Here is a 21143-nt window from a genome sequence, read left to right as displayed (position 1 = left end):
GGATCGTCGGGGTCAGAAGGGGTTCTCACCGGCGCGCCGGAGCACCGCCAGGGCTTGGCCGAAGACGGGGGCGTCCACCATCTGACCTTCGAAGGTGAAGACGCCGCCGCCGTGCCGCTCGGACTCGGCGAGCACCTGGCGCGCCCACGTGACCTCCTGGGGTGACGGGGCGTAGCCGTCGCGCACCACCGGCACCTGCGCCGGATGGATGCAGGCGGTCGCGGCATAGCCGAGTGCCACCGCGTCGCGGACCTCGAAGTCGAGGCCGACCACGTCGGCGATGTCGAGGTGCACGGCGTCGATCGCGGCCTTGCCGAAGGCGCCGGCCGCCAGCCGGACTCGCGCCCGGACATGGGACGGGACGCTGCGATAGCCGCCGGCGCCGGGCTCCTCGGTGCCGAACCGGCTGCTCTTGCCGCCCAGCCCGGCCACCAGGTCCTCGGCGCCCCACATCAGGCCGGCGCAGTTGCCGACGGCCGCGATCTCCTCGCAGCGCACCGCCCCCAGCGGCGTCTCGATCAGGCCGATCACCGCGTAGTCCAGGGCGGCCACGGCCGCCGGGTCCTCGGCCTTGGCCAGCATGATCACCCGGTACGACGTCTGGGCCAGTGCCGCCAGGTCGGCGGCGTGCTCGTCGGTGCCGGCCGGGTTGACGCGCACGATCACCCGGTCGGGGTCGAGCGGGGTGTCGATCAGGGCGGTGCGCGCGGCGGCCTTGTTCTCCGGGGCGACGGCATCTTCAAGGTCCAGGATCACCACGTCGGCACGTTCGGCGGCCTTGGCGTAACGCTCGGGACGGTCGGCCGGGCAGAACAGCAGCGCGGGACCGGCCGGAGTCCAGGGCGCGGTGTGCGGGGATGAGTCGGTCATGACGGTCCTTCCGGGTTCAGGCGCACCAGCGTCGACCGGGCGGCGCGCGCGACGATCTCGCCGTGCTGATTGCGGCCGATGTGGGTCAAGTTCACCACTCCCTCCCCCGGTCGGGACTTGGACTCGCGTTTGCCGGTGCATTCGGTTTCGGCGTACAGCGTGTCCCCGGCGAACATCGGCGCCGGGAAGGCGATGTCGGAGAACCCGAGGTTCGCCACCAGGGTGCCCTGCGTCAGCTGGGCCACCGACAGACCGACGATGGTCGACAGCGTCAGCATCGAGTTCACCAGCCGCTCGCCGTCGAATCCCGGCTGCGTGGCCGACCAGGCGGCGTCCAGGTGCAGGGCCTGCGTGTTCATCGTGAGGGTGGTGAACAGGACGTTGTCGGCCTCGGTGATGGTGCGGCCGGGCCGGTGCTCGTAGACGGCACCGACCTCGAACTCCTCGAACCACAAGCCGCGCTGGGTGATCCGCGGGCCGCCGCGTTCGTCCGGACCGCTCATGACGGCAGTCCCAGCGAACGGGCGATCAGCATCAGCTGGACCTCGGTGGTGCCCTCGCCGATCTCCAGGATCTTGGAGTCGCGGTAGTGCCGGGCCACCGGGTACTCGTTCATGAAGCCGTAGCCGCCGTGGATCTGGGTGGCCGTGCGCGCATTGTCCATGGCTGCCTCGCTGGAGATCATCTTGGCGATCGAGGCCTCCTTCTTGAACGGCTTGCCGGCGAGCATCTTGGCCGCGGCGTCGTAGTAGGCGGTGCGGGCGACGTGCGCGCGGGCCTCCATGCGGGCGATCGCGAACGACACCGACTGGTATTCGTTGATCGGCTTGCCGAAGGACTTGCGCTCGGCGGCGTACTTGATGGATTCGTCGACGCAGCCCTGCGCCACGCCCGTCGCCACGCCGGCGATCGCGATGCGGCCCTCGTCGAGGATCGACAGGAAGTTGGCGTAGCCGCGCCCGCGGGTACCGAGGAGGTTCTCGCGGGGGACGCGCGCATCGCTGAAGCTCAGCGGATGGGTGTCCGAGGCGTGCCAGCCGACCTTGTCGTAGGCCGGTTCGGCGACGAAGCCGGGGGTGTCCGCGGGCACGATGATCGTCGAGATCTCCTTGCCACCGTCCTCCCGGGTGCCGGTGACCGCGGTGACGGTCACCAGCGAGGTGATGTCGGTGCCCGAGTTGGTGATGAACTGCTTGGCGCCGTTGATCACCCAGTCGGCGCCGTCCTCGACCGCCGTGGTGGCCGTCGCACCGGCGTCACTGCCGGCCCCCGGCTCGGTCAGGCCGAAGCCGGCGATCCGCCGGCCGGCCACGAGATCGGGCAGCCAGCGTTCCTTCTGTTCCGCGGTGCCGAACTTGAAGATCGGCATGGCGCCGAGGCCGACGCCGGCCTCCAGCGTCATCGCCACCGATTGGTCGACCTTGCCGAGCTCCTCCAGGGCGAGCGCGAGAGCGAAGTAGTCGCCGCCCATGCCGCCGTACTCCTCCGGGAATGGCAGGCCGAACAGGCCCATCTCGCCCATCTGCTCGACGACCTCGTAGGGGAAGGTCTTGTCCCGGTCGTGCTGGTACGACACCGGCGCGACCACCTGCTGCGCGAAGTCGCGGACGCTGCCGACCAGATCGGCGTACTCCTGGCTCAGTTCCATGTTCTCGGTTCCTCTAGTTCTCTTGATCGGTGGGATCGACATCGGTGGGATCGACAGCGGTGGGATCGACGACGTGCGCCAGCACCTGCTGGGCGTCGACCTTCTGCCCGGCCCGCACCGAGATCTGCGCGATCCCGGCCACCGGCGCCCGCAGCGTGTGCTCCATCTTCATGGCTTCGACGACGACGAGGGCCTCGCCCGCCTCGACGGTCTCGCCGTCGGCTCCCGGCACCGCCACGACGGTGCCCGGCATGGGACTGCGGACGTCCCCGGCGGTCGCCGCCTCGTCGGAGGAGGCCAGGGTGTGCGCCAGGCCCATCACCCAGGTGCCGTCCTCGCCGCAGACCCAGCGGCGCGCACCGGAGGTCTGCTGGACCACCCAGCGCGACCCGATCCCGTCGCAGCGGACGGTGACAGCGTGCTCGCCGCGCGGCTTGAGGTAGACCGCGCCGCGCCACAGCTCTGCGCCCTCCTCGTCGGTGATCGTGACGTCGGCGTGCAGGGTGCGGGGGGCGCCGGGCGCCGGTACCCGGCGCGACTCCGGGTTGGCGACCAGCGCCGACACCGTGTACCGCTTCCCGTCGCAGACCAGGCGGGTGACGATCGGCGAGGGCACGCCGATGCGGAAGGCGACGGCGCTGCTCCACACGTCGTCGGTGCTGCCCAGATCGAGCGTGCCGAGCGCGCCGGCGACCAATGCCGCCGGCGTCGGGGCGGGCGCGGAGTAGTCCACCACCAGCCGGTCGAGCAGTTCGGTGTCGAGCTCACCGGCCCGCACCTGCGGCTGCGCGAGCACATGGCGGCAGAAGTCGATGTTGGTGCCCACCCCCACCAGGACGGTCTTGGCCAGTGCCTCGTCGAGCCGGTCCAGCGCCTCGGTGCGATCGGCGCCGTGGCAGATCACCTTGGCCAGCATCGGGTCGTAGTCGGAGCCGATCACCGAGCCGTCGTCGATGCCCGAGTCGACCCGGACCCCGCCGTGCCCTTCCAAGCCGGGCGCCCCGCCCGGCCAGGCCAGGGTGTGCACGGTGCCGCCGGTGGGCAGGAAGCCCTGCGCCGGGTCTTCGGCGTAGACGCGTGCCTCCACCGCGTGTCCGGTGAGGACCACCTCGTCCTGGGTGATCGACAGCGTTTCGCCGCGGGCGATGCGGATCTGCTGCTCCACCAGGTCGATGCCGGTCACCATCTCGGTGACCGGATGCTCCACCTGCAGACGGGTGTTCATCTCCATGAAGTAGAAGTCGTCGGGGGCGGTGGCCGAGACGATGAACTCGACGGTGCCCGCGCCGGTGTAGCCGACGCTGCGGGCGGCGTCGCAGGCCGCCTGCCCGATCCGGGCGCGCGTCTGCGGGTTCAACAGGGCCGAGGGCGCCTCCTCGATCACCTTCTGGTGACGGCGCTGCAGCGAGCACTCCCGCTCGCCGAGGTGGATGACGTTGCCGTGGGTGTCGGCCAGCACCTGCACCTCGATGTGCCGCGGGGTGAGCACGAAGTGCTCTAGGAACAAGGCGTCGTCGCCGAAGGCCGACGCGGCCTCACGACGAGCGGTCACCAGCGCCTCGGCCAGGTCGGCGAGGCCCTCGACGCGGTGCATGCCTTTGCCGCCGCCGCCGGCACTGGGCTTGATCAGCACCGGGAAACCGATCTCCGGCGCGGCGGCGATCAGTTCGTCGTCGGTCAGGCCCGGGCGGGACAGCCCGGGCACCACCGGCACGTCGCGGTCGGTGACGGCGGCGCGGGCGGTGATCTTGTCGCCCATGGTGGCGATGGCCTGCGCCGGCGGACCGATGAACACGATGCCGGCCTCGGCCAGCGCGGCGGCGAACTCCTGGTTCTCCGACAGGAAGCCGTAGCCCGGGTGGACGGCGTCGGCGCCGGTCTCCTGGGCGGCGCGGACCACCTTGCCGATGTCGAGGTAGCTCTGGGCGGCCGGGGCCGGGCCCAGGCGCACGGCGACGTCGGCCGCTCGCACGTGCGGGGCGTGCGCGTCGGCGTCGGAGTAGACGGCGATCGATCGCAGGCCCATGGCGCGCAGGGTCTCGATCACGCGGCAGGCGATCTCGCCGCGGTTGGCCACCAGGACGCTGCGGACGGTCGGGGCGGGTCCGCCGGTCGCGGACTCGGGAATCAGAACGGGGATTGCGGTAGTCATCTTCTATCCTGAGCTGGTCGCGGGGTCACATCCGGAAGACGCCGTTGCTGACATCGTCGAGCGGGGCGTAGCGGCAGGCCTCGAGGGCCAGGCCGAGCACGGTGCGGGTGTCGGCGGGGTCGATGATCCCGTCGTCCCACAGTCGCGCGGTGGAGTAGTACGCGTCCGACTGCTCCTGGAACTGCTCGCGGATCGGCTCCTTGAAGGCCTCCTCGTCGGCCGCGGTCCACTCCTTGCCGGACCGCTCGTACTGGGCGCGGCGCACGGTGGCGAGGGTGTCGGCCGCCTGCGGACCGCCCATCACCGAGATGCGCGCGTTGGGCCACATCCACAGGAATCGCGGCGAGTAGGCGCGCCCGCACATCGAGTAGTTGCCGGCCCCGAAGGAGCCCCCGATCATCACGGTCAGCTTGGGCACGCGGGCGCAGGCCACGGCGGTGACCATCTTGGCGCCGTTCTTGGCGATGCCACCTTCCTCGTACTGGCGGCCGACCATGAAGCCGGTGATGTTCTGCAGAAAGATCAGCGGGATGCGCCGGCGGTCGCAGAGTTCGATGAAGTGCGCGCCCTTGAGCGCGGACTCGGAGAACAGCACGCCGTTGTTGGCGACGAAGCCGACCGGGTGGCCGTGGACGGTGGCGAAGGCGGTCACCAGGGAACTGCCGTAGCCGGCCTTGAACTCGGTGTATTCGCCGCCGTCGGAGATGGTCTCGATCACCTCGCGGACGTCGTACGGGATGCGCGGGTCGGTGGGCACCGCGTCGTACAGGTCGGTCTGCGGGCGCTGGGGCGCGCGGGTGGGCACGGTGTCCCACTGCGCGGGCTCGCGCGGACCGAGGGTGGCGATGATCTCGCGGACCTTCGCCAGCGCCTGCTCGTCGTTGTCGACCAGGTGGTCGGTGACGCCGGAGACCGTGGAGTGCATGGCGCCGCCGCCGAGGTCTTCGGCGGTCACGTCCTCGCCGGTGGCGGCCTTCACCAGCGGGGGCCCCGCGAGGAAGATGGTGCCTTGGTCGCGGACGATCACGTTCTCGTCACTCATCGCCGGCACGTAGGCGCCGCCGGCCGTGGACGAGCCGAGGACCGCGGAGATCTGCGGGATCCCGGCGGCGCTCATTGTGGCCTGGTTGTAGAAGATCCGGCCGAAATGGTCGCGGTCGGGGAAGACGTCGTCCTGGTTCAGCAGCATGGCCCCGCCGGAGTCGACCAGGTAGATGCAGGGCAGCCGATTGGCGGCGGCGATCTCCTGCGCCCGCAGATGCTTTTTGACCGTCACCGGGTAGTAGGTGCCGCCGGAGACGGTGGCGTCGTTGGCGACGATCATGCATTCGCGGCCGTGGATCCGGCCGATACCGGCCACCACGCCGGCCCCGGGGGCCTTGCCGTCGTACATGTCGAAGGCGGCGAGCGGGGCCACCTCCAGGAACGGCGAGCCGGGATCGAGCAGTCCGTCCACACGATCGCGCGGCAGGAGCTTGCCGCGCGAGAGGTGCCGGTCGCGGGCCTTCTGGCCGCCGCCGGCGGCGGCCGCGGTCAGGCGCTCGCGGAGAACCTCGACATTGGCGTGGTGCTGCGCCGCCGGAGTGGCTTCGTCCACCGTGGTCATCGACGCCCCTTTCAGTTATCGACGATTAACTGAAAGTGAGTGTACGTGACTCGCCTCACGACGTACAGCGGATACGCGAACTGAACCGACCCCCGCTCAGACAGACAGGGCCGCCATGGCCATATCGGTGAGCAGGCCCCGCAGTTCGTCTTCGGGATAGGCGGGCAGCCGCGGCGAGGAATTGAGCAGGCCGAAGGCCGCGTGGGCGCGCACCCGCGCGGCTTCGGCGGTCAGCGGACGGCCCTGCGCCGCCGCGATGTCGAGCAGCACCGCCACCCAGTTCTCCACGTAGCGCCGCTGCAACGAACGCACCCGGTGGTTGGCCTCGGGGGTCAGCGAAGCCAGGTCGCGATCCTGGATGGCGATCAGATCCGGCTTGGTCACCAAGACGTCGATGTGGAACTCGACCAGATTGCGCAGCACCTCCTCCGGCGCCCCGCCCCGCTCGATCACCTCGGCTCCCCCGGCGTGCAGGCGTTCGCTGATGTCCAGCAGCAGCTGGTCGAGGACGTCGGTCTTCGAGGCGAAGTGCCGGTACATGGCCGGCCCGCTGACGCCCACCTCGGCGCCGATGTCCTCGAGCCGGACCGCCGCGAAGCCGCGGTCGGCCATCTGACGGGCCGCGGCGGCGAGCAGTTCGGCGCGACGCGCCGCCTTGGCCTGGCCGCGGCGCGTCGTGGGAGCCGGTTCGGGACCGGTCATCGCGGTCACTGCTTGTCGTCGAGCCCGTCCATCACCACGGCGGTCCCGATGAGGCCGAGCTGGGCCGCCCCGAGGATCAGCGCGATGATCGCGCCCACGCCGAGGTCGATGAACGTCGGGAGTCCGAGTGCGCAGGCCAGCAGGCCGAGCCACGCGAGGACAACCAGGAACGCGATGTGCGGCAGGTACCGGCGCCACTTGGCCGCGACGAAGGCGAAGGATGCCACGCCGGCGGCGCCCAGCAGGAGCAGGAACAGGCCGGGGGTGAAGACCATCGTCAGGAAGGCCGGGATCCCGACGTCACCGGACTGCTGGCCGGCCCACTCCTCGGCGCGGGAGTCGATGTTCTGGCTCACGCTCACCCACGACAGGAACCCCATGAAGAAGGTGATCACACCGGCCGCACCCGAACCGATCGCCAGCTTGATCGGCAGCGGCAGCGCCGCGAAGAACGACGGCGCCGCGGGCGGCGCGCCGAACGGCGGCTGACCGTACTGCGGACCCGGACCGTACTGCTGTCCCGGCCCCGGCTGGGGTCCCGGGCCCGGCTGGGGTCCCGGACCGGGCTGGCCCGGGTAGCCGCCCACGGTCGGCGGCCCGTACCCGGGGTACGGGCCCCCGGTGTGCTGCGTCGGCTGGCCCGGGCCCGGGGTGGGGCCGGTCGGATTCTGGGGAACGGCGCCCCACTGCTGCCGGCCGAAGTTCTCGTTCTCGCTCATGCGGGTATTGAACCATCCGAGAACGGCGGTCACCCGCGTGGACGACGCTCGAACTGCGGCCGTGGACGCTGATCGAGGTACTCGACCACGTAGCCGATCACCTGGGCGTAGCCGGCCGCGAGATCGTCCACGATCCCTTGCTTCAGCAGATCGGCGGCCCAGATCCGTTGCGGCCCCACCAGTTCGGCGGCCTCGCCGGGATCACCGAGGACCAGTGCCGCGGCTCCTTCCGGAGGCAGCGGCGCCAGCCACGCGTCCCGCGCGGCGATCACCCGATCTGCGGGGAACAGCGCCAGCGCCGCGCCGCCGGCGCCCTGGCCGAACAGGATCGACACCGTCGGCACGTTCACCGCCAGCAACTCGGCCAGGCAGTCCGCGATCTCCCCGGCGAGACCCTCCTGTTCGGCGCGCACCGACAGTTCGGCGCCGGGGGTGTCGATCAGTGTCACCAGCGGCAACCCCAGCTCTGCCGCCAGCGTGATCCCGCGCCGGGCGCGCCCCAGCGCGTCGACGTCGATCAGCCGCCCGCCCTCCTGGGTGGGCGCATCGGCGCCGACCAGCACCACCGCATGATCGCCGAGCTGAGCGAGCGCCACCCGGATCGGCCCGTGGTCGACGATCATCGCCGTGGGCACCGACTCCAGCAGCCGCGCCAGCCCCGGCCGGTCCGGATCCCGGGTGATCTCCACCGCCTCCCAGGCCGTGGCCGGGCGGCCGAACCGGTGAGCGGGCAGCCGTTCGACGGCCAGCGGATCGGCCATCGCGTTCCGGATCTGCAGGAATCGGGCGAGCCGCGCCGGCAGCTCGTCGAACGGCACCACCGCATCGACCACGCCGTGCTCGTGCAGATTCTCGGCCCGCTGCACGCCCGCCGGAAAATCCTGGTGCAGCAGCGCCCGGTACACCTTCGGCCCCAGGAAACCGATCAGCGCTCCCGGCTCGGCCCACATCGCGTGCCCCAGCGAACCCCACGAGGCCAGCACTCCCCCGGTGACCGGATCGCGCAGATACACCAGATACAGCAGTCCCGCCCGGCGGTGCGCATTCACCGCGGCGGTGATCGCTGCCATCTGCAGGAAGGCCGGGGTGCCCTCCTGCATGCGTGTGCCGCCCGAGGCCGGCAGAGCCAGCACGGGCAGTTGCAGTTCGGTGGCCCGGCGCAAGGCGGCCACGACGCGACGGCCGGCCGCCTCACCGATCGAGCCGCCCAGGAAGCCGAACTCGCTGACGATCAGCACCACCCGGCGGCGGTCGTCGCTGCCGGGCACGGCCACGGTCCCCGCACCGGTCAGGATCGACTCGTCGCACCCGGTGCGCTCGCGGGCGCGGGCCAGCTGTTCGGCGTACCCGGGATCGCCCGGCTCCTGCTCGTCCCGAGTCCGCACCGGCTCGTCCCAGCTCTGCCACGTCCTTCCCACCAGCGCCGCGATCACCTCGCGCGCACTGCGGCGCCGGGAGTGCGGCGGCCAGGACTGCGGAGTGAACGGCATCGGACTCACCGCTCGTAGATCACACGCGTGCGGGCGGCGATGTCCTGCAGCGAGCGGCGCTGCGGAGACACCAGCACCCACGCCAGCCCCAGCGGGAACAACGTGCAGATCGAGGCCCGGCCGAGGCCCTGCAGCAGATGCAGGTTGGTGTCGCTCTTGCGCCGCACCACGCGCAGTCCCATCACCGCCTGCCCGAGGGTGTGACCGAAGGCCGCCCAGCAGAAGACCTGGTACAGGATGCAGGCGCCGAGGAAGCCGGGCACCGTGAACAGCCAGGGCACCGTCGGGAAGGTGAAGCTGCGGACGTCGATGACGAAGTTGATGAAGACCACCGCGATGTAGATGCCGGCGAGCATCGCGAGCACGGTCACCAGATCGATGACGGCGGCGATCGACCGGCTCACGACGCCGGCGTTGCGCGCCGCTGTCACGAGTCGCCGTCCTTGCGGCGCAGCATGCGGTTGACGAAGACCTCAACGCGGTCGTCGGCCCGTTCGCTGCCGCTGCGCACATCGGTGATCATCTCGGTGGTCACCGAGGCACTCGCATCGCGCACGATCGAGTTCAAGTCGATCTCGTCGACCACGCTGGAGGCGACGGTGGCGATGTCGGTGCGGACCAGGATCGCATCGATGTCGACGCCCTCCAGGATCTTGTTCATGTCCAGTCGCGCGATCACCGACTGCAGGTCGAGGGCGGCCACGGCCGGATTCAGATCCAGGCGCGCGATCAGCGGGTTCAGGTCGACGTCGGCCAGCAGGACGTTCAGATCGACGTCGGCCAGGAGAGCGTTCAAATCCACGTCCGCCAAGACCGCGTTGAGGTCCAGCCGCTGCAACAACTGCTGCACATCGAGGGCGCCGAGGACGCGGTCGAAGTCGACCGCCGACAGCAGCACGGCCGTGAGGTCGGCCTCGGCCAGATAGCCGAAGACCTCGTCGAGCACGGCGTACAGGACCGAACGGGGCACGGCGACGGCCGCCGAGGCCACCTCCCGCGGGATCGCGAAGACCGCCGACGTGGCCGACCGGGCAAGGGCCGCAAGGCCGTTGCCACGTGTCTCCCCCGTCACGTCAGTCACGCGCTCAGTATGCCGCATCCGCAGGTGCCCCGGGAGCCTGACCAGTGACTCTCCCCATCTCGTCCGTGTCAGGCAACAATGACTACGGTCGAGCCGCTGAGTCGGTCAATCGCAGTCGCAGATACGCTCGGTCATCGAACGATGCAGCCGCCGGCTCGACCCCCTTCGTCTCCGGCTCCGGCCCGATCATCAGCGGGTCGGACCGGATACGGGCAGCGAGCGCAGCTTCGCTTTCGGCCAGGGTGTTCCACAGCAGCGGATAGCCGTCCGACGCCAGGACCAGGTCCTGGCCTCCCGTGCGCGGCGGAATCTCGACGACCCGGCAGAGTTCGATCGGCGTCGGTTCCGGCGCCAGCGCGCCCCACGCGAGGTCCCCCGCAGAGAGATCGTTGCGGAAATTGCGCTGACGGGTCAGCAGCGGCCGGATGGCCGTTCGGCCGATGTCGTCGCTTCGGAGCTCCTCGATAGTGGCGCCACCGGCCAGCGCAGCCCGGTCGACGACGCTGCGGAATGCCGCGGCGACCACGTCGATCCGTTTCCGCTGCTGATGATGCGAGCCGTCCACCAGTGCGGCCGAGTCACCGATCAGCCACACTTCTCGCCGACTCGCCGAGTACATCGCAGCACTCGCGACCCACGCCCGTCCGCGACACTCCAGCTCCCACGTCCGGCGGGTGAAGGTTTCCGCGATCGTCCCGAGAAACCCACTCAGATCGGCGTCGGCAGCAAGCGAATCGATGACCTCAAGCACTGCCTCCACCGCGAGGATCCCCGCTCGATCCCCGCAGCAATCACAGGGTTCGCTCACTGTGGTGCCGTCGATCACGGCTGCATGGTTCTCGGTGACGCCGATGGCATCCGCGCCGGGTCCGGACCCCTTCTGCACGATCGTTCGTTCGACCTCACTGAAAGCCATCGGCGCCGACCTCCTCCGGGCGCCCCGGCAGTCCGGAGCCCACTGCGGCCGAAGAATAGGCGCCGACGCCGAACAGCCCGTCGACCCACCCGGGCAGCGGAGAGTCGCGGGCAGTGGAACTCGCGATCAAAGCGGCGGGCTCGTGCACGATACGTGGAGTGCCTTCCGGCCAGCGGCGCGCCCACCAGGGAGTACTCCAATAGTCACCCGTCGAAAAGGCCTCGATCGTCGCGGTTGGTCCGTACAACATCGCTGATGCATAGAGCGCACCGATGAGTGCAGACTGCTCCAGGTTCGCGACTATTCGTTCCCTGTCGGCCGCGGCTGGATAGACCAGCGACTCACCGCGAACGAAAGCATGCGTCGACAGGGTGGTCGCGAAATCTTGTGCGCAATCTCCCATCGGCACGAAGAGCAGGCCGTCAGACTCGTACCTGCCCTTGCTCGGCGAGGCCCGGTATCGGCGTTCGAGGAATCCATCCGGGCCAAGGGCGGTCCGGCCGGTCGACAGCACGGTGCAAAGGACCTCGCCCTTCGTGATCACGCTCTCACTCATGCTGCGCGGAGCACTGTTGGAGAGAAACGCGCAACTGGGCTCGAGGATGTAATCACTCTTCGTGAGACCGAGTTCCTCGGTGAGTTCGCGCGCCGTGCCGCCCAGAATGTCGACGGCGCCGAAGGGGTCGCCGTCCCGCAGATCATCGTGAACCTGCAGTTCGACGACGCCGCCCGCTGTCGGTCCTAGCACGCTCGGAGCATTGGAGGTACGGGCGCTGCGCTGCATCAACACCAGAAAACATCCGTCAGGAGTGTCCGATACAAGGCAGACTTTGCCGTTGACCAGCGGAGCACGGCGCCCCTCGATCAACGCTGCCCCGATCGGCCGCACCGAAGGCGCCGAACCTCCGCGCGGCCTAGCCGCCAGCGCCTGGAACCGCGCTGCGCCCGATGGCGTCCATCTGCTCGGCAGCTTCTTGCAGCATGTCTCGTCTGGATCCGACAGATCTGCCCCCCGTGCAGGATCGACCGGTTCGGTGCTCGCGTAGTCGGTCTCGTCGGTGATCACCACCAATGTGGCGCCTTCGACACCCGCCCGCTGGCGGGCACCGACGAAGCCGAGAACGGGGACACGACCGTTGTAGTCACCGACGTCCTCGAGTTGCTTCGCCGACCCATGCGCGTAGCGCTCGTACTCGGAAATCAGCAACGGCTCGGTACCCGGGTTCCGCGTCAGAGCGTCGAACCGGGTTCGGCGGATCGACGCCTCGTTCTCGGCACCGCGCCATGCTCCGCGGTGCCACACCGCGACACGGTCGAAACATCGCGCCCGGGCCGCACTGACATCGGCGAGTACCACCGCTCCGGTGATGGCCGAAACCGCCTCCATCAGGTTCTCGCGTACGTCCCGGACGTTCTCCGGTAAGCCGGCGGGCTCCAGGCCCGCGAACTGTCGCAGATAAGCCAGCAACAAGGTCAGATGCTGATCGTTCTGCTGAAAGCGATCTGCCAGGAGATACCGCCCCACAAGCGTCGACGACCTTGGTTCGATGGCCTCGGTCAGCACGGCGAGCGCAAACCGGTACCGCGGTGAGTCGAATGGCAGCACGTCCACGGATTCACCGCACCGTCTGCACGCATCGTTGTTCGAGGGGGCGATCAGATCCTGTGCGACCTTAGCGGCCGCCGGCGGCCTGCCCCGCTGAACGAGACCCAAGGCGAGTCGCAGACTCCGATACACCTGCCCACGACATCGCCAGCAGGGCTGTTCGTGATCTGCCGAAAGAGACAATCGCCTCGGGTGCCGATACCACGCGAGCCAGCGCACTCGCCTCAGCTGTCCCTTGGAAAACCATGCGCCGAACGACCGGACGACCACCAAGAAGAGCAGGACCAGAACGCCGACACGCTCGGCGTCCCATCCCTCCCGGAATTGCTCCGTCACCCAATCCCATGCTGACTTCATCCCGCAATTATCCACTCCGTGATGCGCAACGCCCCGGGCGGCACATTGGCTGCTCCGGGGCGTTGCATGCAGCTGACGCTGCTCGGGTCCGGCGACCGACCTACAGTGCGTCGTAGATCTCGCGGGCCAAGCGTGCGGTCTCGCTCGGCGTCTTGCCGACCTTGACTCCGGCGGCCTCGAGGGCCTCCTTCTTGGCCTGCGCGGTGCCCGAGCTGCCCGAGACGATGGCGCCGGCGTGGCCCATGGTCTTGCCCTCGGGGGCGGTGAAGCCCGCGACGTAGCCGACGACCGGCTTGGTGACGTTGGCCTTGACGTAGTCGGCGGCACGCTCCTCGGCGTCGCCGCCGATCTCGCCGATCATCACGATGACCTTGGTCTCCGGGTCGTTCTCGAAGGCCTCGATCGCGTCGATGTGGGTGGTGCCGATGACCGGGTCGCCGCCGATGCCGATGGCGGTGGAGAAGCCGAGGTCACGCAGCTCGTACATCATCTGGTAGGTCAGGGTGCCCGACTTGGACACCAGGCCGATCGGGCCCTTACCGGTGATGTTGTTCGGCGTGATGCCCACCAGCGACTCGCCCGGGGTGATGATGCCGGGGCAGTTCGGGCCGATGATGCGGGTCTTGGCGCCCTTGTCGACGTTGTAGGCCCAGGCGTACGCCGAGTCCTGCACCGGAATGCCCTCGGTGATGACCACCAGCAGCGGGATCTCCGCGTCGATGGCCTCGATGATGGCGTCCTTGGAGAAGGCCGGCGGCACGAAGGCGATCGAGGTGTCGGCGCCGGTGGCCTCCATGGCCTCGGCGACGCTGGCGAAGACCGGCAGCTCGATGTCGCGGCCTGCGGCGTCCACGTGCTTGACGGTGGTGCCTGCCTTGCGGGCGTTGACGCCGCCGACGATGTTGGTGCCCGCCTTGAGCATCAGGGCGGTGTGCTTGGTGCCTTCACCGCCGGTGATGCCCTGGACGATGACCTTGTTGTCTCTGTTGAGGTAGATCGACATGTTTCTCGGCCCCTTACTTGTTCGCCAGTTCGGCGGCCTTGTCGGCGCCTTCGTCCATGGATTCGGCGAGCGTCACCAGCGGGTGGTTCGCGTCGGCCAGGATCTTCCGGCCTTCCTCCACCTTGTTGCCGTCCAGCCGGACGACGAGCGGCTTGCTCGCGGCGTCGCCGAGCTTCTCCAGCGCGCCGACGATGCCGTTGGCGACCGCGTCACAGGCGGTGATGCCGCCGAAGACGTTCACGAAGACGCTCTTAACCTGCTCATCACCGAGGATGACGTCCAGGCCGGCGGCCATCACGTCGGCCGAAGCGCCGCCGCCGATGTCCAGGAAGTTGGCGGGCTTCACGCCGCCGTGCAGCTCACCGGCGTAGGCGACGACGTCCAGGGTCGACATGACCAGACCCGCACCGTTGCCGATGACGCCGACCTGACCGTCGAGCTTGACGTAGTTGAGGTCGTGCTCCTTGGCCTTGAGCTCGAGGGGGTCGGTGGCGTCCTTGTCCTCGAACAGGGCGTGATCGGGATGCCGGAAGTCGGCGTTGCCGTCCAGGGTGACCTTGCCGTCGAGGGCCAGGATCTCGTCCTCGGGGGTGCGGACCAGCGGGTTGACCTCCACCAGCAGCGCGTCCTCTTCGACGAAGACCTCCCACAGCTTGGCGATGGTGTGCGCAGCCGCGTCGAGGATCTCCTCCGGGAGGTGACCGGCCTTGGCGATCTCGCGGGCCTTGGCGACGTCGACGCCGGCGACGGGGTCGATGGAGATCTTCGCGAGGCGGTCGGGCTTGGTGGCGGCCACCTCTTCGATCTCCATGCCGCCCTCGACCGAGCACATGGCCAGGTAGTCCCGGTTGGCCCGATCGAGCAGGAAGGAGATGTAGTACTCCTCGGCGATGTCCTTCGCCTCGGTGACCAGAAGCTTCTTGACGATGTGGCCCTTGATGTCGAGGCCGAGGATGTTTTCAGCGTGAGTGAGGGCTTCGTCTGCGGTGGCGGCGAACTTCACGCCACCGGCCTTGCCGCGGCCACCGGTCTTGACCTGGGCCTTGACCATCACGGCCTTGCCGATCTGCTTGGCGATCTCGTGCGCGTCGGCAGTCGCGTCGGCGACGGAACCCGCGCTCGAAGGGACGCCGTGCTTAACGAACAGCTCCTTCGCCTGGTATTCGAATAGATCCATTCAGCTCACCATCTGAGAGTGTGTTACGGGAACACCTGCGTGGGTAACGCAGGCCACAAAGAACTGTAGTCCTGCACGCGGGCCACGTTGGCCCCCGGCCCGGCCCTTGTGCAAAGAATCACTTACCCGTCAGTAGAAACGAACCCGCCGGTGAGCGCCCCGACGGACCCTCGCTGACCTGGACAAGCTGGTTGCGGGTGGACGGAAGGTGAGTCGATTGGTTACCGTGCATGAGGTTGATAACGGGATGGTTACAACTGAAGTTTGAAGTGAGGTGACTGACTTGGCTGCACGCGGCCAACGCGGGGCGACTTCTGTCGTCGACCGTTTGGACGAGCCGACCATGTCGGTTTCCGACGACAATCCGACCACTCTGGACATTCCGCTGCCGCCGCGCGCGGTACGCCTCGGGCTGAGCGCTGCTGCACCCGCCGCCGCAGCCCGGTCCACTGCGTCCCAGTCCACTGCGTCCCAGTCCACCCCGGTCACCCGGTCCACCCCGGTCACCCCGACCCGGTCGGGCAGCACTCCGGAACCGGTCACCGCCGAGCGCGCCCCCAGCGAGGCCGCCGTCGAGGCCCACACCACCCAGGATCTTCCGGTCACCGCGGGTCCCACCGAGAGCAAGCGCGGACGTCATCGCGCCGGCCCCCCGAACGCGCTGAAGGCCCGCGCCACGCTGATCGCCGTGGCCGCCGGCGCCGTGGCCGTCGCGGTCGGCGGCTCCAGCGACTACTCGAGCACCAGCGCCGAGCCTGCGCCCGCCGACCCCACCCCGGCAGCCGCCGCGGACACCACCGCCAACCCGGCGCTGGCCGCCGCCTCCGAGGATCTGGACGGCGGTGCCGTGCCCGCCGCCAGCAAGGCCGACATGGACGGCTTCAGCGATCAGCTGGCCGTCGGCAAGCGCCTGGCCGCCGCAGCCGCGGCGCGCGAGGCGGCCGCCCGCAAGCCGCTGTACACCTCCCCCATCCCCCTGGGCACCTACCAGTTCACCTCCGGCTACGCGATGCGGTGGGGCAGCTTCCACGGCGGCCTCGACCTGGCCGCTCCGCTGGGCACCCCGATCCACGCCGTCACCGACGGCACCGTGGTCGAGGCCGGTCCGGCCTCCGGGTACGGCAACTGGGTCCAGGTGAAGGCCGACGACGGCACCATCACCATGTACGGCCACATGGCCAGTTCCGGCGTGCTGGTGCAGAAGGGCCAGAAGGTCACCGCGGGCGATGTGATCGCCCTGGTCGGATCCGAAGGCTTCTCCACTGGCCCGCACCTGCACTTCGAGGTGTGGAAGAACGGCAGCAACAAGATCGATCCCGCGCCGTGGCTGGCCTCCAAGGGCATCCGCCTGTCGTCGTACACGGGCTGACGGTCCCCGTCGCCGCCGCCCGGCCGTGACCCCTCGCCGGGCCGGCCCGGCTACAGCTTCTCGCCCGGCAGTCCACCCAGCGTCAGCAGCGTGACCCGGCCGATGGTGCCGCCGAAATCGAACGTGATCTGCTCGGTCGGCCCGGCACCGACCTTCGACACCGCCTTGCCCATCCCGTACTTCGGATGGTTGATCCGGTCGCCGATCTCGTAGACCACCGACTTGTTCTTCCCGCGCGTGGGATCCGACGAATACGACGTGCGCCCGCGCAGGCCCTGGGATGCCCCTCCCGAGGCCCCGCCTCCTGAAGCAGAGCCGAATCCGAAGGGCCGTCCGGTGGACCGGCTGCCGAAACCCCCGCGCTCGGAACGCCGCGGCTCGGTGCGCCGCCAATCCAGGAGATGCTGCGGAATCTCTTGCAGGAAGCGCGATTCCGGATTCTCCACGGGTTGCCCCCAGGCCGCGCGCATCAGCGCGCGGGTGACGTACAGCCGCTTGCGGGCACGCGTGATGCCGACATAGGCCAGCCGGCGTTCCTCGCTCAGCTCCGCCGGATCGCCGAGGGCGCGGGAGTGCGGGAACTGCCCGTCCTCCCAGCCGGTGACGAAGACCATCGGGAACTCCAGTCCCTTGGCGGTGTGCAGGGTCATCAACGTGACGACGCCTTCGCCCTCGTCGGGCACCTGGTCGGCGTCGGCGACCAGCGAGACCTTCTCCAGGAAAGCCGCCAGGGAGCCGGGTTCGGGCTCACCTTCGTGGTCGTCCACGTCGGTGCCCGCATCGGCGGCATCGGCGTCGTCGTCGAGGTCGGCGTCGTCGTCGAGGTCGAGCTGCGCGGCTTCCAGGCTGAAGTCGTGCGCGACGGCGACCAGCTCGTTCAGGTTGTCCAGACGGGCGCCGTCCTGCGGGTCGTTGGAGGCCTCGAGTTCGGTGCGGTATCCGGTGCGGTCGACGATCGCCTCGACCAGATCGCCGATGTCGGCGCCCTCGGTGCTCGCGTCGGCCACCGCATCGTCGCCGTCGGCGTCGGCGGCGAAGGAGAGCAGGAAGTCGCGGCGCAACCCCTCGATCAGGTCGACGAACCCGCCGATCTGCTTGACCGCCCGCGTGTTGAGCAGCGCCACCCGGCCCTCGGCCGCCTCCAGCAGCGCCTGGTAGAAGCTGATGCCCAGATTCTCCGAGTGCACGGCCACGCAGGCCTCGGCGCGGGCGCCGATGCCGCGGCGCGGGGTGTTGAGGATCCGGCGCAGGCTCACCGAGTCGTCGGGGTTGGCCACCACGCGCAGGTAGGCGACGATGTCGCGCACCTCTTTGCGCTCGTAGAAGCGCGTGCCGCCGACCACCTTGTACGGGATGCCGTGCCGGATGAACGCCTCTTCGAGCGGCCGCGAACCGGTGTTGGTGCGGTAGAAGACGGCTATGTCGGAGTAGCTGACCGAGTCCGAACCACCGATCGAGTAGTCGGCCAGCGAGTCGATCTCGGTGGCGATGAACCGGGCCTCGTCGCGGTCGGAGTCGGCGACGTACCCGACGATCAGTTCCCCGTCGCCGGCGTCGGTCCACAGCTTCTTCTCGCGCCGGTTCGGATTCCGCGCGATCACAGCGTTGGCCGCGGTGAGGATGGTCTGGGTGGACCGGTAATTCTGCTCCAGCAGGATGGTCTCGGCGTCCGGGTAGTCGCGCTCGAATTCTTCGATGTTGCGGATCGTCGCACCGCGGAAGGCGTAGATCGACTGGTCGGAGTCGCCGACCACGCACAGTTCCGACGGTGTGGTGCCGCCGCCGCCCGGCTCCCCCACCAGTTCGCGCACGAAGGCGTACTGCGCGTGGTTGGTGTCCTGGTACTCGTCCACCAGCACGTGCCGGAAGCGCCGACGGTAGTACTCGGCCACGTCGGGGTGACGTTGCAGCAGCGCCACCGACTCACCGATCAGGTCGTCGAAGTCGAAGGCGTTGGCCGCGGCCAGACGGCGCTGATACTCGTCGTAGATCCGGGCGATGTCCTCGGCCGTCTGCCCCTGCTGCGGCTGGATCTCACCCAGGGTCGCAGCCACCTCCTCCGGGGACTTGAGGTCGTTCTTGAAGTTCGAGATCACCGTCGCCACTCCGCGCGGGCTGTACTTCTTCGGGTCCAGCGCCAGATCGCGGACCACCATGCCGAGCAAGCGGCGGGAGTCGTCGGAATCGTAGATGGAGAAGTTGGAGTTGCGGCCCGGCAGCAGCGACGACTGCGCACGCAGGATCCGGACGCACGTCGAGTGGAAGGTGGACACCCACATGTAGTTCGCGCGCGGGCCGACCAGGTCGATCACCCGCTCGCGCATCTCGGCGGCGGCCTTGTTGGTGAAGGTGATCGCCAGGATCTGACCGGGGGTCACGTCGCGTTCGGCCAGCAGGTAGGCGATCCGGCGGGTCAGCACCGCCGTCTTCCCCGATCCGGCCCCGGCCACGATGAGCAACGGGGCCCCCGAATGGAGCACCGCCGCGCGCTGCTGGGGATTGAGGCCGTCGAGGAGCTGATCAGAACTAGTGGTCATCGCTTGTCCAGGGTACCGGCGGGCTCAGACACCCGGATTCGGGGACAACCGGATTCGGGGACTGCTCAGGGCGCGAAGGCGGCGACGATGGGTTCGCCGACGCGTCCCGCACCCGTGTGCAGGGCCAGGCCCTCGGTCAGCGGGCGGACGGTGAGGGACTCGCCGCTCCCCGGAAGCTGGAAGTAGATCGGGTGCAGACCCGCCTGCACCGGCACCCGCAGCGCACGACCGCCCAGCGAGACCTCGATCTCGCCGTCTCGGTTCGCGCAGTAGCTCAGCGACACCGTCCACCGCCAGTCGATCAGCGGGCCGGACAACTCCAGGCGCGTCGGACCGGTCAGCGTGGGCCGGCCGCACGACCCCCGGCTGGGCTTCACCTCGCGTACCGGACTGACTCCGCCGGGCACCATCTCGCCGTGCTGGTCGAGCACCATCAGCTCGTCGGTGTATTCGCCGAAGGCGGGCCGTTCCTCTACCCGGCCGAAGACCCGGCTGATCTGGTTGTACGGATAGGCCACCGGGGTCAGCACCTCCAGCGGCAGCGCCTGATCGAACATCACCAGGTCCTGGTGCTCCGCCAGCGATGCCCGGGCGGTGGCCAGGTAGTCGCCGGTCGGATCGTCGCGCCAGGAGGTGGAGAACGACGAGGTGCTCACCAGCGCCGAGACCACCAGCAGGCAGGCCCCGGCCGCAGCGGCGATCGGCGCGCCGCGCGAGGCCGACCGGGCCCCGCCGTGCGCGCCGCGCTTGGGCGACGCGGCCATCAGTGCGATCGCGACGGCGATCACCAGGGCGGTGTCGGGCAGGTAGCGCATGGTCTGGGCCAGCTCCAGGGCGGTGGCCTCGCTCGACCGGTTCCACATGACGGGCAGCTGCGCCCCGACCGCGTAGACGACCACGGCCAGCCAGATACCGACGGCCCCGCGCCGCGTCTGCCACGACCACACCGCGACCGCAGCGATCAGCACCCAGCCGGCGATGATCATCCACAGTGCCGGAAAACCCATCGGCGGCGACGGGATCCAGCGGTCCCACGTCCACGGCCCGCCGACGGTCGACGGCACCATGGCGTTGTTGATGCTGCGCCAGACCAGCTTCCACATCTGCCCGAACGAATGCGAGCCCGCGGTGGCCGTGGACACCGCCAGGAACAACGCCGCCCAGGCCACGAACAGTCCGGCGAGCCAGCCCCACAGCGCGCGGGCGCGGGTGAAGGCGACGGTCACGGCCGAGTTCCGGTAGTCGCCGGTGCCGACGCCGGGCTCGCTGCGCACCGCGAGCACCGCGGCGACGAAGGCCACCGGCACGATCATCAGGGACTTCTCGAAGAAGGTCAGTGCGACGACGAAGGCGATCACCGACCAGATCACCAGCCGCTTGCGGACGGCCGGTCCGAGGCGATCGGGACCGCCGCGGGTCAGCAGCACCGCGTTGCCCACGACGAAGGCGAGCGCCGCCTGCAGGGGCAGGGTGTTGATCCCGGCCGCCCACCAGACGTAAGCGCTGACCGTCATCGGCACGAACAGGTACCAGGCCAGCGCCACCAGCGCCCCCGGTCCGCGGGTGATGATCGCGAGCATGCGCCACACCGCCAGCGAGGCGATCAGCTGCAGCACCACCAGGGTGGCGGCGGGCAGCCACCACTGCAGCGGCGCCACCAGCGTCGTCAGCCCGGCCAGGAGGAAGGCGCCGGGCATCAGGTGCCCGTCGTGACTGTGTCCCAGGTAGTCCCAGCTGAGGATCGGGTGCGAGGAGGCGCGGCCGATGATGATCAGATCGTCCCAGTAGAAATCGCCGCGGGCCACCAGCACGGCGCGCACCACCGCCTGCGCGACGATCAGGACGGTCGCGGCGATCGTGATACGGGAGAAGGCCGGTGCGCGCTCATCGGTCATGCAGACCAGTGTGCA

General features: G+C 69.5%; 17 protein-coding genes. 1 reads left to right on the top strand and 16 read right to left on the bottom strand.

Annotation, left to right across the window (positions count from 1 at the left end):
• Positions 1 to 12 precede the first annotated feature (12 nt).
• The 14 genes from ABD732_RS16170 to sucC form a co-directional block, all read right to left on the bottom strand.
• Positions 13 to 870 (bottom strand): HpcH/HpaI aldolase/citrate lyase family protein, encoded by an 858-nt coding sequence (locus ABD732_RS16170; protein WP_344785510.1) that lies wholly within the window; start codon positions 868 to 870, stop codon positions 13 to 15.
• Positions 867 to 1373, bottom strand: coding sequence for a MaoC family dehydratase (locus tag ABD732_RS16165; RefSeq protein ID WP_344785509.1), 507 nt, complete (start codon positions 1371 to 1373; stop codon positions 867 to 869). The genes ABD732_RS16170 and ABD732_RS16165 overlap by 4 nt, the downstream gene beginning before the upstream one ends.
• Entirely contained in the window at positions 1370 to 2518 is a 1149-nt protein-coding gene (locus ABD732_RS16160) for an acyl-CoA dehydrogenase family protein (protein WP_344785508.1), read from the bottom strand. The genes ABD732_RS16165 and ABD732_RS16160 overlap by 4 nt, the downstream gene beginning before the upstream one ends.
• A gap of 13 nt (positions 2519 to 2531) precedes the next feature.
• Positions 2532 to 4670 carry an acetyl/propionyl/methylcrotonyl-CoA carboxylase subunit alpha gene (locus ABD732_RS16155; protein WP_344785507.1) on the bottom strand — a complete coding sequence of 713 codons (2139 nt, stop codon included), beginning with the start codon at positions 4668 to 4670 and terminating at the stop codon, positions 2532 to 2534.
• Positions 4671 to 4695: 25 nt separating this feature from the next.
• A complete protein-coding gene (locus ABD732_RS16150) occupies positions 4696 to 6276 on the bottom strand; it encodes a carboxyl transferase domain-containing protein (RefSeq protein WP_344785506.1) in 1581 nt (526 codons plus the stop codon).
• Between the two features lie 96 nt (positions 6277 to 6372).
• Positions 6373 to 6978, bottom strand: coding sequence for a TetR/AcrR family transcriptional regulator (locus ABD732_RS16145; RefSeq protein ID WP_344785505.1), 606 nt, complete (start codon positions 6976 to 6978; stop codon positions 6373 to 6375).
• Positions 6979 to 6983: 5 nt separating this feature from the next.
• Positions 6984 to 7697 (bottom strand): DUF5336 domain-containing protein, encoded by a 714-nt coding sequence (locus tag ABD732_RS16140; protein ID WP_344785504.1) that lies wholly within the window; start codon positions 7695 to 7697, stop codon positions 6984 to 6986.
• Positions 7698 to 7726: 29 nt separating this feature from the next.
• Positions 7727 to 9187: a carboxyl transferase domain-containing protein gene (locus ABD732_RS16135; RefSeq protein WP_344785503.1), complete on the bottom strand. Its 1461-nt coding sequence runs from the start codon at positions 9185 to 9187 to the stop codon at positions 7727 to 7729.
• 5 nt (positions 9188 to 9192) lie between these two features.
• Complete coding sequence (locus ABD732_RS16130; protein ID WP_344785502.1) at positions 9193 to 9618, bottom strand: RDD family protein; 426 nt, start codon at positions 9616 to 9618, stop codon at positions 9193 to 9195.
• Complete coding sequence (locus tag ABD732_RS16125; protein WP_344785501.1) at positions 9615 to 10268, bottom strand: hypothetical protein; 654 nt, start codon at positions 10266 to 10268, stop codon at positions 9615 to 9617. The genes ABD732_RS16130 and ABD732_RS16125 overlap by 4 nt, the downstream gene beginning before the upstream one ends.
• Before the next feature lie 82 nt (positions 10269 to 10350).
• On the bottom strand, positions 10351 to 11184 hold the full coding sequence (locus tag ABD732_RS16120) for a hypothetical protein (protein ID WP_344785500.1): 834 nt from the start codon (positions 11182 to 11184) through the stop codon (positions 10351 to 10353).
• Positions 11171 to 12796 (bottom strand): hypothetical protein, encoded by a 1626-nt coding sequence (locus ABD732_RS16115; protein ID WP_344785499.1) that lies wholly within the window; start codon positions 12794 to 12796, stop codon positions 11171 to 11173. Before ABD732_RS16115 ends, ABD732_RS16120 begins: the two co-directional genes overlap by 14 nt.
• Positions 12797 to 13247: 451 nt before the next feature.
• Positions 13248 to 14150, bottom strand: coding sequence for a succinate--CoA ligase subunit alpha (sucD, locus tag ABD732_RS16110; RefSeq protein WP_344785498.1), 903 nt, complete (start codon positions 14148 to 14150; stop codon positions 13248 to 13250).
• 13 nt (positions 14151 to 14163) lie between these two features.
• On the bottom strand, positions 14164 to 15327 hold the full coding sequence (gene sucC, locus ABD732_RS16105) for an ADP-forming succinate--CoA ligase subunit beta (protein WP_344785497.1): 1164 nt from the start codon (positions 15325 to 15327) through the stop codon (positions 14164 to 14166).
• A 343-nt stretch (positions 15328 to 15670) separates the two neighbouring features.
• Here sucC and ABD732_RS16100 point away from each other — a divergent pair, with 343 nt between their 5' ends.
• Positions 15671 to 16696: a M23 family metallopeptidase gene (locus tag ABD732_RS16100; RefSeq protein WP_344785496.1), complete on the top strand. Its 1026-nt coding sequence runs from the start codon at positions 15671 to 15673 to the stop codon at positions 16694 to 16696.
• A gap of 50 nt (positions 16697 to 16746) precedes the next feature.
• On the opposite strand, the gene ABD732_RS16095 is transcribed toward ABD732_RS16100, so the two are convergent.
• A complete protein-coding gene (locus ABD732_RS16095) occupies positions 16747 to 19233 on the bottom strand; it encodes a UvrD-helicase domain-containing protein (protein ID WP_344785495.1) in 2487 nt (828 codons plus the stop codon).
• Positions 19234 to 19298: 65 nt separating this feature from the next.
• Positions 19299 to 21128 (bottom strand): hypothetical protein, encoded by a 1830-nt coding sequence (locus ABD732_RS16090; protein WP_344785494.1) that lies wholly within the window; start codon positions 21126 to 21128, stop codon positions 19299 to 19301.
• Between the last annotated feature and the right edge of the window lie 15 nt (positions 21129 to 21143).

This window comes from Gordonia caeni (genome assembly GCF_039537105.1).
In the GTDB taxonomy this organism is placed as follows: domain Bacteria; phylum Actinomycetota; class Actinomycetes; order Mycobacteriales; family Mycobacteriaceae; genus Gordonia; species Gordonia caeni.
The sequence above is the reverse complement of the archived record's forward strand: the minus strand, read 5'-3'. Positions and strand labels throughout refer to the sequence as shown.